This window comes from Mycobacterium appelbergii, assembly GCF_032883035.1.
Taxonomy (GTDB): Bacteria; Actinomycetota; Actinomycetes; order Mycobacteriales; family Mycobacteriaceae; genus Mycobacterium; species Mycobacterium appelbergii.
This window is the reverse complement of the sequence record NZ_JAMQTH010000002.1, coordinates 534403-546648: the sequence shown is the minus strand read 5'-3', so window position 1 is coordinate 546648 and position 12246 is coordinate 534403. Positions and strand designations below refer to the sequence as shown.

Sequence of the window (12246 nt, the reverse complement as noted above, 5' to 3'; positions counted from 1 at the left end):
GTCTGTGCGCATGATGCGACGTCTTGCCATCACCGCACTGATCGCCGGGCTCACCCTGACCGCATGTTCGGGCGGCACGCAGGAGGCTCCGTCGGCCGGTGGCAACGCCGAGGTGGGCACCACCAGCGACGTCAACCCGCAGGACCCGGCGAACCTCCGGCAGGGCGGCAACCTCCGCCTGGCGCTGACCGAGTTCCCCTCGAACTTCAACCCACTGCACCTCGACGGCAACACCGGGGACGTCGGATCACTGTCCAAGCCCACGCTTCCCCGCGCGTTCACCATCGCGCCGGACGGAACGACGACGGTGAACACCGACTACTTCACCAGCGTCGAGTTGACCAGCACCAACCCCCAGGTGGTCACCTACACGATCAACCCCAAGGCGGTCTGGTCCGACGGCACGCCGATCACCTGGGAGGACATCAAGTCCCAGATCGACGCAACCCGCGGAACCGACCCGGTGTTCATCATCGCCGCGCCGAACGGCAGTGAGCGGGTCGCCTCGGTCACCAAGGGCGTCGATGACCGGCAGGCCGTGATGACGTTTGCCAAACCGTACGCGGACTGGCAGGGCATGTTCGCCGGTAACGGCAGGCTGTTGCCCAAATCCATGACCGCCACGCCCGAGGCCTTCAACAAGGCACAACTCGGTGCGCCGGGACCGTCGGCGGGGCCGTTCATCGTCTCCAACATCGACCGCGGCGCGCAGCGAATCACCTTGACCCGCAACCCGAAATGGTGGGGCACTCCGGCCCTGTTGGACAGCATCACCTACCTGGTGCTCGACGATGCCGCCCGCATTCCGGCGCTGCAGAACAACACCATCGACGCCACCGGAGCCATCTCTCTCGATGAGCTGACCATCGCGCGCAACACCGCTGGTGTCAGCATCCGGCGGGCCCCGTCACCGAGCTGGTATCACTTCACGTTCAACGGTGCCCCCGGGTCGATCCTTTCGGACAAGGCGCTGCGGCTGGCGGTCGCCAAGGGCATCGACCGACAAGCCATCGTCAACATCACCCAGCGCGGCCTGACCGACAACCCGACCCCGCTGAACAACCACATCTATGTGGCCGGACAGAAGGGATACCAGGACAACAGTGCCGTGGTGGCATTCGATCCGGAGAAGGCCAAGGCCGAACTCGACGGGCTGGGCTGGAAGCTCAACGGCCAGTTCCGCGAGAAGGACGGCAAGCCGCTGGTGATCCGCGATGTCCTCTACGACGCAGGCAGCACCCGGCAGGTGGCCCAGATCGCGCAGAACACCCTCGCCCAGATCGGGGTGAAACTGGAGATCGATGCCAAACCGGGTACCGGTTTCTTCACCAACTACGTCAGCAAGGGCGACTTCGACATCGCCCAGTTCGCGTTCCTCGGTGACGCGTTCCCCCTGGGATCACTGACCCAGATCTACACCCAGGACGGCGCGAGCAACTTCGGCCGCATCGGCAGCCCGGAGATCGACACCAAGATCGAGGACACGCTCAAAGAACTCGACCCCGACAAGGCGCGGGTACTGGCCAACGAACTCGATCAGGAGTTGTTCGCCGAGGTCTTCAGCCTGCCGTTGTTCCAGTCCGCGGGCAACGTCGCGGTGCGCAGCAATCTGGCCAACTTCGGCGCCTTCGGGTTGGCCGACGCCGACTACACCAAGATCGGCTTCATAAAGTAGGCCGGGCCGGCAACACCGACTCCAGGGCCGCAGCCGCGCCGATGACCGATACCATCAGCCGCACGGCCGGGCGGGCGGGCAGCGCATCCAATTCGGCTGCGATGGCAGGCAATTGCCCGGCCGCTCCGTTACACACCGCTCCGATGATCGCCAGTGCGGCACGCTCGCGGGTGTCGAGCACGCTGTGCGCCGCGGTCGCCAACCGCACCAGTTCCGCATCGGGCACCAGGGATGCGATGCGTTCAGCGATCACCGGTGGTGTGGTGAGATCGCGTCCGCCGGAGATGATCACGGTTGGCCAGTCGAACTTCGGCATCTCGGCCACCAGGTCATAGGGCTCGGTTTCGAAGGGTTCGTGGGCGCATGCGCCCCCGGCCATCTCGTGCATCTCCAGGGCCGGATCCAACGGCAGGCCGTCGGGAGTGCCTGCATAGTTCAACTCCCGGAACGCGATCCGCGCGACCAGGTCGGTCTCGTTGCGGTAGGGGGTCTTACGCGTCGTCAGCCGGTCCAACCGGCCCAGCGCCGACCACAGCCGTGTGCGGCCGCCCAACAGCAGGTCGAGCTGCCGGCCCAGCAGCGTCGCACCCCCGAACCCGTACAGCAGGCCGGCGAGCTGTCCGCCTGAACGCTCGAACATTCCGTTCTCGACGAGCACGCGCACCTTGGGCGCCAGTACCGCAGTCTGCGGATCTGCCCCGTCCCACAACAGGTCTCGAATGGCGGTCCGCATTGCCGCCATGTCACCGGTGGACAGCAGCGGCGAGTCCAGGACCATCGCTGCCACCCGCGCTGGATGGCGGACACCGAAGCCCGCGGCGAGGTAGCTGCCGTACGAGGTGCCGTACAGCACCGCCTCGTTCACCACCGCGTCGTCGAGCACCGCGGCGATATCGTCGAGCACCTGGTCGACGGTGATGGCCTCGGCCGGTAGGTCCGCGCCCGCGTCGGTGTGCCGCGACATCCCGACGCCGCGGTGTTCGATCATCAGCACATCGAGGCCCGCGGCCGCGGCTCGACGACGCAGCCCGCGGTACAACCGGACCGACGCCACCCCGGGACCGCCGGGAATGATCACCACCGGGTGCGCCGACTTGCGGCCGGTGCGCACGTAGAACAGGTCGAACAGTTCGTCGGACCCGGGGCTGACGGGTCGCCGCACCGCCTTCACCCCCGGCAGCGCGGCGAGCCTGTCGTGCCTGCGCCTGCGTTTGGTGTTCATCGTCATCGCCGTCCCCATTCTGAGTGCCGAACGTGAAGAAGATCGCGGGATTCTCCAGGATTCACGCCATCTTCTTCACATTGGGGAACCGCGCATTGCGTCACGCACGCAGTCTCGTAGCCACCGATGCGCACCGTCAGCGGTATGGGGAAGCTCTGCAAGCCGAAGGTTTCGATGGCGTCACCGCCGATACGGGCGGGCAGCATCCCGACGAGATCGCTGTCACGGATCAGAAACAGCCCGCCGGCCGGGTTGGGGGCACACGCCACCACCCGACGACGCAGTCCATGCTCGGCGAGTAGTTCGTCGACCGGCCCGCGCAGCCGGCCGCGCCGGGAGAACACCAGGTGCTCGGCGGCCGCGAACTGTTTGAGGGTGACGCGTTTGCCGGTGGCGAGTCCGTGGCCGGAGCGCACCACACCCACCCAGCCCTCGTCGATCACCGCCTCGATGAGCGTCTCCGGTTCGGTACGCCGAATCTGGCCGACCTCGATGTCGACGCTGCCGTCGCGCAACGACTGCGTGTCTTCGTGGCTCTCCCCCACGAATTTCACTGTGACACCTGGCGCTTCGGCCCGGATCCGGGTCAACAATCGAGAGCCGATCGCGCTGAACAGGCCCTCGCCCACCTGGATCGAGAAACTCCGCTGCAACGTGGCGGGGTTCGGGGTGTCCGGCGGGGTGAATACCGCCCTGGCTTGCGCCACGATGTCATGCACCGCACCCTGCATCGCCAGCGCCCGCGGCGTCGGCACCATCGCGCGCCCCGCCCGCACGAGCACCGGATCGTCCAGGGTGCGCCGCAGCCGGCTCAACGTCCGGCTCATCGCCGGGGCGGAAGTGTGCACCTCTTCTGGGCAGATCGCGTCGCAGATGTCACGCCACGCTGGGCGTCAGAAACGGCAGCCGTTTGCGAGTGACGCACGTTTCCCGGCGGCGAGTTCATAGAGATCGCGATAATCGCCCGGGGGCCGGCCTCGTCATCGCAACCCGGGCGTACTAGGTCGGAGGATAGGCCGGCGGCGGATAGTTGCCTCTCAAAATCCAGGCAAACCAGTTGACGCCGTATTCAAGCTCATCGCTGACGTCGTAGTCGGGATTCGGATCCATGCTTGACCCCTTCGCCGGGCAATCTTGCGGCCTGTTGTAGCGTCGAACCCTTAATATAGTAACTATATAACTGTTTAATCAATAGGACTTCGGCCGCTTCTGCGTCCGGCACACGTCTGCACGGATAACCGACCACTTGCTTGAGTTGGGATCAGAGCTCAGCGCACGATCAGTCGCCAGGAGAACAAATATGTCGCTGTCCGGCAAGACCATGTTCATCTCCGGCGCCAGCCGAGGTATCGGCCTGGCGATCGCCAAGCGGGCCGCCGCCGACGGCGCCAACATCGCGCTGGTCGCCAAGACTGCCGAACCACACCCCAAACTCGAGGGGACCGTCTACACCGCGGCCAAGGAAATCGAGGAGGCCGGCGGTCAGGCGCTGCCGATCGTGGGCGACGTCCGCGACGGCGACTCGGTGGCCTCCGCAGTCGATCAGGCGGTGGCTCAATTCGGCGGCATCGACATCTGCGTCAACAACGCCTCGGCGATCAACCTCGGCTCGATCGAGGAAGTGCCGCTCAAACGCTTCGACCTGATGAACGGCATCCAGATCCGTGGCACCTACGCCGTCTCCCAGGCCTGCATCCCGCACATGAAAGGCCGGGAGAACCCGCACATCCTGACGCTGTCCCCGCCGATCCGGTTGGAATCGGAGTGGCTCAAGCCGACCGCCTACATGATGGCCAAGTTCGGGATGACGCTGTGCGCGTTGGGCATTGCCGAGGAGATGCGGGAGGCCGGCATCGCCTCGAACACGCTGTGGCCACGCACGCTGGTCGCCACCGCCGCGGTGCAGAACCTGCTCGGCGGCGACGAGGCGATGGCCCGGGCCCGCAAGCCCGCGGTCTATGCCGACGCCGCCTATGCGATCTTCACCAAACCCGCCCGCGAATACACCGGCCAGAGCCTGCTCTGCGAGGACGTCCTGCTGGCCTCCGGCGTCACCGACCTGTCGGTGTATGACTGCATACCGGGTTCGGAGTTGGGCGTGGACCTGTGGGTCGACACCCCCAACCCGCCGGGATACATCCAGCGCTGATCACAGATCGAGCCGCCGGCGGGTAGGGGCCATGATGCGGCCGGTCGGTCATGTCATGAGCCGGGCGCTGTGGCGAACCTGCAACTTCTTGATGCGTTTTCAGCCTGTCGTCACAAAAGACTGCAGGTTCGGCACAGCACGCCACCAAAGAACCCAGGCGGGACAGAATTATTCGGACGTCGAGGACAGTTCCACCGGCTCAAGGAGGTGTTGTCGGGAGCGTGGCGGGAGGACTCGCCTTCGCGAACCCGACACTTTCGGGAGCGTGGATACCTATGGTGCGAACTACGGCGTGCGGAAACTTCTCGCCACCCGGTGACTCCACGCTGAACCGGCTGCTCGACAGATGGGGTAAGCGAGGAGAAGCTCACTATGCGCGCGTCGCCCAGGAAGTCGGGGTCGCCGCGCCCAGCATCTATACCGGCGCTTCTCCGACAAGACCGAGTTGGTCCGCCATGGCATGGTGTCGACCCAGCACAAGCCTTAGCTCAATCGTCCGTCGACGAAGATGCTCTCTGGAATTCCGTCGTCCAGACCCGCCGGCATCGGACGGCCATTGAGAGCCAGCAGGTCGACTGCGCTCACACCAGCGGCTTGCCAGCCGTGGGCTTCGAGCCAGTCGACGACCTCGGTACGCGGCTCCTCATAAAGGAGGTTTCCGGACGCAGCGATGTCCCCCCGGCCGAGGTTGGCAGCGGCCTCGCGATACCGCTGCATCTGCTCCTCGCGACGCGCGAAACTCTCGGCGCTGAAGAACTCGTTACTGAACGCCTCCACTGCTACCCGGCTGCCCGGCGCGCTCAACTCTGTGATCCGCTCGAACAGCACATCCTGCGCCTCGGCCGTCAGGTAAGGCAACAGACCCTCGGCCGACCACGCGGTCGGCGCCGAAGGATCGAAACCTACCGCGCGCAGGGCCGTAGGCCAGTCTTTGCGCAGGTCGATCGGAACACCTACATAGGTCGCCAGCGGCGATACCCCCCGCGCTGCGAGAGTGGCGAACTTGAAGTCCAGCACTTTGGGTTGATCGATCTCGTACACCACGCTGCCGGCCGGCCAGTCCAACCGCCAAGCCCGTGCATCCAGACCTGCGGCCAGGATCACCGACTGGCGGATGCCGCTCGCCGCCGCATCGGTGAAGAATTCGTCGAAGAACAACGTGCGCGACGCGGTGTAGCCCATCATCGCCTGCATCCGCTCTTTGAAAAGTGGGTCCAGTTCCGCCAGTTCGGCGGGCAATTCTTCCGGCCGAAGGAACATGTTCCATAGACCGTCGCCGGCGGCCTCCAGAAACATCTGCGCATACGGATCGTGAATCAACGGGTTCTCACTGTTGGTCTCCGCTGCCCGACCGGCGGCGACACCCAAGGCGGTGGCACCCACGCTCTCGGTGATGTCCCAGGTGTCGTTCTCTGTTCTCGCCATGCTTGCCCCTTCGGCGTTCTTCGTCCGCCCACCGCGGATGCACTGCAACTAATTATACCTCCTAACTATATCGCGGCAGCGGGAAGTAGATTTCCTGCACCGCCGTGCACACCAAATCGCCGGTCCGGTTATAGATCGCGCCCGCCGCCAGTGCCCGTCCGGCGACTCCGGTGGGTGAATTTTGTTCGTAGAAGAGCCAGTCCGAGAAATCAGCGGGGCGGTGGAACCACACTGTGTGGTCGAGAAGCGCCGAGATATCGTGTTGCGATTTCCGCATAGGCCCCAACGTGGTTTCCACCGGTGTGAGAGCGCTCTGCAGGGTGAGCACGCAGCTGTTCAGGACCGGGTCCGCCGGAATCGCGCCCTTGGCGCGCAACCAGATCCGACTCACCGGTCCCGCTGGTTCGCCTGAGTCCATGGCGATGCGTGGCGGTGGATCGACATAGCGGACGTCGAACGGTCGTTCCGCGATCCAAAACCCGTCGAACTCTGCGGCGTAGGGCGCGAGTTGCTGTTCGATGGGCATCAACGATTCTGGCGGTGGTGCCGCGGGCATCGTCCGCTGGTAGCCGACGGAGTCGGCGCCCGCGGTAAACGAGGCGAGACCCTCCATCAGCACCTCGCCGGCCTGGGTGGCGGCGATGCGGCGGGTCGAAAAGGTGCCGCCGTCATGCAATCGGTTGACCTCGAACCGCACCGGCCGACGGCCGTCACCACGGCGCAGGAAGTAGACGTGCAGGCTGTGCGGGCGGCGCCCCTGCACAGTCCGGCCTGCTGCCATCAACGCCTGCGCAGCGATCTGACCGCCGACGATGTGATGGTTCGGCGAATCGGGTTGGGTGCCCTCGAAGGTGTCACCCCCCAACGCTGCGAGTTCGAACAGGTTCAACACATCTGCCAGCGTTACCAGCATCCAAACCCCGATCCCTATACCCACTAAAACGATAAATAGTTTACTGTTTGTGGAACATCGGTGCGAAGGAGGACGTGGCAACGTGCGGATCATCGTTACGGGCGGAAACAGTGGCGTCGGCAGGGCGACCGCCGGCGCGATGGTCGCGGCAGGCCACGAAGTGGTGATCGCCTGCCGGACTCTGAGCAAAGGCTACGAGGCCGCCGAGACAATGCCCGGCGACATCGATGTACGCGAACTCGACCTGGCTGATCTCACGAGTGTGCGCAAGTTCGCCGACACCGTCGACTACGTCGATGTACTGGTGAACAACGCTGGGGTACTCGGGCTGCCACTTACCCGTACGGCCGACGGCTTCGAAGCCCACATGGGCACCAACCACCTCGGCCACTTCGCATTGACCTGCCTGCTCGGCAGCCGGATCCGCGATCGCGTGGTGGCGGTGGCCAGTACCAACTACCAAACGGCCCAGATCCACCTTCACGACCTGAACTGGGAGCACCGCAAATACAACCCGTGGGCGGCGTACGGGGAATCCAAGCTGGCCAACTTGCTGTTCGTGCGTGAGCTGACGGCGCGCGGATTAACCGCGTACGCCTCGGATCCAGGGATGACGAACACGTCGATCACCCGTGATGGTTCGGGTGCGTTGCAGTGGGCCGGCCGCGTGATCTCGCCCCACGTCGCCCAGAGTCCGGCTGACGGCGCACGCTCCACCATTCAGGCGATCACCACGACACTGCCCAATGGCACCTACATCGCCCCGCGCGGCCCGTTTCACCAGTGGGGAGCACCGAAGCCCACCAAACTGAAGGACAAGGCCCGCGACGTGAACAGCGCAAAACGGTTGTGGGCGTTGTCCACCGAGCTGACGGGATGCGAGTGGCAAGGCGACGGGAAGTGACCGTCGAACGTCTGCTGCCAACCGCCGAGGCGTACGACCTACCCCGAAGGCGTGTTCCGCACGCTCGGCGAAACGGGTCTGCTCGCAGTGCCCCACCCGAGGATTGGGGTGGCGGTGGGCAACCCTATGAGGTCTACCTGCAGGTCATCGAGGAGCTGGCGGCGCGCTGGCCTGCTGTGGCGGTCGCGGTGAGTGTGCACGTGCTGTCGTGTCATCCGTTGATCGCGTTCGGCACCGCCGAGCAACAGCAGATGTGGCTGCCGGACATGTTGGGCGGTCAGAGCATCGGCGCCTACAGCCTGTCCGAGCCGCAGGCCGGCTCGGATGCAGCCGCGCTGTCATGCAAAGCTTCGGCGGTGGATGGCGGCTACCGCATCAGCGGCGCCAAGGTCTGGATCACTCACGGAGGCATCGCCGACTTCTACAGTCTCTTCCCCCGTACCAGCGCAGGCGGACAAGGTATTTCATGTTTTTTGGTGGACAAGGACACCGAGGGCCTATCCTTCGGGCCACCCGAGCAGAAAATGGGTCTGCATGCGATACCCACCACCACGGCACACTACGACGACTCCTTCACCCAGATTTTCGAAGGCACCAATCAGATTCAGCGGCTGGTCATCGGCCGGTCGCTCAGCGCTTCGGGAGGTAAGAGGTGAAACTAGATACCGGATATCAGCGACCACAACTGCGGCTGGCACCTAGTCCGACCGCCGAATCGCAGGCCTTCTGGACCGGAGGCGAGGGCGGTGAGCTGCTGATCAACCGTTGCCACCGGTGCGGACGCTTCTTCCATCCGCCCGGCCCGGCCTGCTGGCGCTGCCGCAGCACCGATGTCGCGCCTGAGCCGGTGTCCGGGCGCGGAAAGGTGGCGACGTTTACCGTCAACCGCCAGCCGTGGATCCCTGGCTTCGAACCGCCTTACATCGTGGCGATGGTCGAACTCGATGATGAACCTGATGTCCGGCTGATTACCAATGTGGTTGGGGTGTCCGCGGACGACGTCCGGATCGGCATGGCCGTCGAGGTGTTCTTCGAGGACTGGACTGCCCTGTCGGGCGAGGAGGATACCCGGGTCTGGCTGCCGTTGTTTCGTCCGATCCGCACCGCCTAATCTCCTCGGCGTGAGGCGTTTCCGCATTTCGGCCGTCCCGGCTGCACACACTGATAATATGACAGTCGACTGTCATATTTGACGCGTGGACGAGGATGCCGATGCACAGCCGAGCCCTACCTTTAACCCTGCAATCGCCTGAGGACCTGACGCCCGAGGTGTTGACCTCCTTGCTGCGCCGATACCGACCAGGTGTGACTGTCACCGATATCCGGGTACGCAGCACGTGGCAGGGCACCACCTCACACCTGCATCTCGATGTCGATTACGGCGAATCCGAACCCGGACTTCCTCATCAACTTTTCGTGAAGACACAGTTGAGCACCGTGCACCACCTGCCTTCGGCGGTGGACCAGTCGCTGTCGGAGGGCGGTGGCGGAACTGTGCTGTTGGACGACGAGACGAGGTTCTACCGCGACCTGCGCAAGGATCTCGACGTCGAGACCATGACGACCTATTTCGCCGACCACCTCGATGGTCCATCACAATTCCTGGTGGTCGGTGAGGACATCACCCTACGGGGCGCCCAGGTGCCCGACGCCGTCGCCGGTCTGTCGGTGGAACAGGTCGACGAGTTGCTGGCGACGTTGAGCCGAGTACACGCACCGTTCTGGGACAGTCCGCGGCTACGAAAGGACGGCGATCTGGCCTGGCTGCAGCACCCCCGCACTGGAGGATTCGCAAAATTCCTGCACACCAATGGTTTCGCGATCATCCGCGCGTTTCTGGAAATTCCGTACAAGAAGGAGTTGTTGGACGCTACGGATGAGGACCCGGGTTCTTTGGAGGCCGCCTTCTGGATGCTGCAGGATCACGTCGCTGCTGACCCGATCACGTTGCTACACGGCGATCCGCACCCGCGTAACACCTACGCCCTACCGGATAGCCGGATGGGTATCCTCGATTGGCAACTGGTAAGGCGGGGATCGTGGTCGCATGACGTCGGGTACGCCCTGGTCGGCGCGCTGCCGCCCGACCTCCGGCGCAGCCATGAGCGGGAACTGCTCGACAACTACCGGGGCCGACTGATCGAAGCTGGTGTCGTGTCCGCACCGGACCGCGAGCAGATGTGGACCGCCTACCGCCGGAGCCCGGCGTGGGGATTCTGCATGTGGGCGATCACACCCGACCAGATGTACTCCGTCGAGATCGTGCAGGCAGTGTTGGGCCGATTCGCCGAGGCGTATTCCGATCTGGGCACCGGCGCGCTGCTCACCTCCTAGCGCCTCACCTTCTAGCGCGAGCAGACGTGAAACCCCCTGAAATCAGGCCATTTCAGGGGGTTTCGCGTCTGCTCGCGGAGTTACTTCACAAAGAATTCGGGTATGCGGTAGCCACTTTCCCCGAGATCGACGATGCGCAACTTGACTTGTTGGCCGATTCGTACGTCCGCGGGATCGGCGTCGATGACGGCGTTGATCCGCAGGCCGGGTTGTTCGGCGAGCTCGATCAGGCCGACGACGTAGGGCGGTATGCGGCCGGGTACGAGTGCCTGGCGGACGACGATGTAGCTGAACACCGTGCCTTCGCCGCTGACCTCCTCGAAATGCACCGGGCCCCCGGTGTACCGGCTGCGTTCCAACGGTGGATGGATCCACTTCCCGGTGTCGTCGCAGCGGCACAGCATCAGTTTGCCGTCCCTGAGACCTTCCCAGTACGGCGCCGTGTCGGGGTCGGGTACCGGAATCGGTGACAGGAGCATCGGATTCGTCATGGCTTCTCCCTGCTGTAGACGTTGGCGCCTCCGAACGGCCCGCCGCCTGCGGTGACCAAGGCGAGTTGCGCATTGTCCACCTGACGCACCCCGGCGGCGTGACGTAGCTGCAACGCCGCCTCGTAATGGTGGTTGAGGCCGTGAATGTACCCCTCGGACAACAGGCCCCCGTGCGGGTTGACCACCACGTCACCGCCGTAGGTGGCCCGCCCCGTGGAGAAGAACTTGCCCACCTCGCCCTTCTCGCAGAAGCCAAATCCCTCCATCGTGGCCATCACCGTGTAGGTGAAGCAGTCGTACATGCACGCCAGGTCGATATCAGCCGGCGTCAGACCGGTCTTCTCCCAGATCTTCGGTCCTGCTGTACGCGAGTACATCTCAGTAGGGTCATCCCATTCGCTCCAGCCCGCACCGCCCTGGGAGTTCGACGATCCCACCAACCACATCGGCGGCTGTTTCGTATTGCGGGCGATGTCTTCGCCGGTGATCAGGACGGCCACAGCGCCGTCGACTTCCGAAGTGCAGTCCAGAACCCGGAACGGTTCATTGATCCACCGTGCGGCGAGGTAATCGTCCAGCGTCAGCGGTTCGCGGCGCAGCGCGTGTTCGTTGGGGCCTGCGTGTGCGCGCTGGGTGATCGCGATCTGTCCGAGATCCTCGGAGGTGGAACCGTATTCGTGCTGGTGACGGCGGGCCCACATGGCGAACCACTGCGGCGGCACCATGAAGCCTGACGCGGTGTCGAACTGATCGTGGTGGGATACCTGCATCGGGCCTTCGATGTGGCCGAACCGATAGCCCGACCGGCCGTTGAGTGAGCGGTACACCAGCACCGCTTTGCACAGGCCGGCCTCGATCACGGCCGCGGCGGTGGCAATCTGGTCGGCGACGAGATTGCCACCGCCGTACATGGCATTGGCCCACGCCAGTTCATCGATGCCCAGCGCCCAGCCGACGAAAATCGGCTGTTCGGAGTCATTGGCCATGAACGTGCAGATACCGTCGATGTCGGCCGGTGTCAGACCCGCATCGGAGATGGCGTCGCGGCAGGCGGCGACCGCCATCCCGCGCGTGGTTCGGCCGGAGTTGCGGCTGTAGGTGGTGCGTCCGATACCGACGATGGCACAGGTCAT

Annotated in this window: 12 protein-coding genes; 6 read left to right on the top strand and 6 right to left on the bottom strand. The window is 64.5% G+C overall.

Annotated features, from left to right (window positions below; genetic code table 11):
- Window positions 1–10: 10 nt before the first annotated feature.
- On the top strand, window positions 11–1675 hold the full coding sequence (locus M1247_RS06925; RefSeq protein ID WP_317155525.1) for an oligopeptide ABC transporter substrate-binding protein OppA: 1665 nt from the start codon (window positions 11–13) through the stop codon (window positions 1673–1675).
- Here the strand turns inward: M1247_RS06925 and M1247_RS06920 are convergent.
- Both M1247_RS06920 and M1247_RS06915 read right to left on the bottom strand, forming a co-directional pair.
- A complete protein-coding gene (locus M1247_RS06920) occupies window positions 1665–2903 on the bottom strand; it encodes an alpha/beta fold hydrolase (protein WP_317155524.1) in 1239 nt (412 codons plus the stop codon). The genes M1247_RS06925 and M1247_RS06920 overlap by 11 nt on opposite strands.
- Entirely contained in the window at window positions 2900–3724 is an 825-nt protein-coding gene (locus M1247_RS06915) for a LysR substrate-binding domain-containing protein (RefSeq protein WP_317155523.1), read from the bottom strand. The genes M1247_RS06920 and M1247_RS06915 overlap by 4 nt, the downstream gene beginning before the upstream one ends.
- 473 nt (window positions 3725–4197) lie before the next feature.
- On the opposite strand from M1247_RS06915, the gene M1247_RS06905 reads away from it, so the two are divergent.
- The gene (locus tag M1247_RS06905; protein WP_317155522.1) at window positions 4198–5046 is read left to right on the top strand and encodes an SDR family oxidoreductase; all 849 of its coding nucleotides are present in this window, start codon (window positions 4198–4200) and stop codon (window positions 5044–5046) included.
- Between the two features lie 483 nt (window positions 5047–5529).
- On the opposite strand, the gene M1247_RS06900 is transcribed toward M1247_RS06905, so the two are convergent.
- Window positions 5530–6471 carry a class I SAM-dependent methyltransferase gene (locus M1247_RS06900; RefSeq protein ID WP_317155521.1) on the bottom strand — a complete coding sequence of 314 codons (942 nt, stop codon included), beginning with the start codon at window positions 6469–6471 and terminating at the stop codon, window positions 5530–5532.
- A 61-nt stretch (window positions 6472–6532) separates the two neighbouring features.
- On the bottom strand, window positions 6533–7384 hold the full coding sequence (locus M1247_RS06895; RefSeq protein WP_317155520.1) for an acyl-CoA thioesterase: 852 nt from the start codon (window positions 7382–7384) through the stop codon (window positions 6533–6535).
- Window positions 7385–7466: 82 nt separating this feature from the next.
- Between M1247_RS06895 and M1247_RS06890 the strand changes: the two genes are divergently transcribed.
- The 4 genes from M1247_RS06890 (at window position 7467) to M1247_RS06875 (ending at window position 10622) form a co-directional block, all read left to right on the top strand.
- Complete coding sequence (locus M1247_RS06890) at window positions 7467–8288, top strand: SDR family NAD(P)-dependent oxidoreductase (RefSeq protein WP_317155519.1); 822 nt, start codon at window positions 7467–7469, stop codon at window positions 8286–8288.
- Window positions 8285–8944, top strand: coding sequence for an acyl-CoA dehydrogenase family protein (locus M1247_RS06885; protein ID WP_317155518.1), 660 nt, complete (start codon window positions 8285–8287; stop codon window positions 8942–8944). The genes M1247_RS06890 and M1247_RS06885 overlap by 4 nt, the downstream gene beginning before the upstream one ends.
- Complete coding sequence (locus M1247_RS06880) at window positions 8941–9399, top strand: Zn-ribbon domain-containing OB-fold protein (protein ID WP_317155517.1); 459 nt, start codon at window positions 8941–8943, stop codon at window positions 9397–9399. Before M1247_RS06885 ends, M1247_RS06880 begins: the two co-directional genes overlap by 4 nt.
- A gap of 101 nt (window positions 9400–9500) precedes the next feature.
- Window positions 9501–10622 (top strand): phosphotransferase, encoded by a 1122-nt coding sequence (locus tag M1247_RS06875; protein ID WP_317155516.1) that lies wholly within the window; start codon window positions 9501–9503, stop codon window positions 10620–10622.
- An 80-nt stretch (window positions 10623–10702) separates the two neighbouring features.
- Here the strand turns inward: M1247_RS06875 and M1247_RS06870 are convergent, their stop codons facing one another.
- Window positions 10703–11113, bottom strand: coding sequence for a Zn-ribbon domain-containing OB-fold protein (locus tag M1247_RS06870; protein ID WP_317155515.1), 411 nt, complete (start codon window positions 11111–11113; stop codon window positions 10703–10705).
- Window positions 11110–12246 (bottom strand): thiolase C-terminal domain-containing protein, encoded by a 1137-nt coding sequence (locus M1247_RS06865; RefSeq protein ID WP_317155514.1) that lies wholly within the window; start codon window positions 12244–12246, stop codon window positions 11110–11112. The genes M1247_RS06870 and M1247_RS06865 overlap by 4 nt, the downstream gene beginning before the upstream one ends.

What these genes read in the sequence shown, in the direction of transcription:
- M1247_RS06900 (WP_317155521.1), bottom strand. Translation starts at nt 6,471, where the DNA reads ATGGCGAGAACAGAGAACGACACCTGGGACATCACCGAGAGCGTGGGT.
- M1247_RS06915 (WP_317155523.1), bottom strand. Translation starts at nt 3,724, where the DNA reads ATGAGCCGGACGTTGAGCCGGCTGCGGCGCACCCTGGACGATCCGGTG.
- M1247_RS06925 (WP_317155525.1), top strand. Translation starts at nt 11, where the DNA reads ATGATGCGACGTCTTGCCATCACCGCACTGATCGCCGGGCTCACCCTG.
- M1247_RS06905 (WP_317155522.1), top strand. Translation starts at nt 4,198, where the DNA reads ATGTCGCTGTCCGGCAAGACCATGTTCATCTCCGGCGCCAGCCGAGGT.
- M1247_RS06875 (WP_317155516.1), top strand. Translation starts at nt 9,501, where the DNA reads ATGCACAGCCGAGCCCTACCTTTAACCCTGCAATCGCCTGAGGACCTG.
- M1247_RS06865 (WP_317155514.1), bottom strand. Translation starts at nt 12,246, where the DNA reads ATGACCTGTGCCATCGTCGGTATCGGACGCACCACCTACAGCCGCAAC.
- M1247_RS06895 (WP_317155520.1), bottom strand. Translation starts at nt 7,384, where the DNA reads ATGCTGGTAACGCTGGCAGATGTGTTGAACCTGTTCGAACTCGCAGCG.
- M1247_RS06870 (WP_317155515.1), bottom strand. Translation starts at nt 11,113, where the DNA reads ATGACGAATCCGATGCTCCTGTCACCGATTCCGGTACCCGACCCCGAC.
- M1247_RS06920 (WP_317155524.1), bottom strand. Translation starts at nt 2,903, where the DNA reads ATGACGATGAACACCAAACGCAGGCGCAGGCACGACAGGCTCGCCGCG.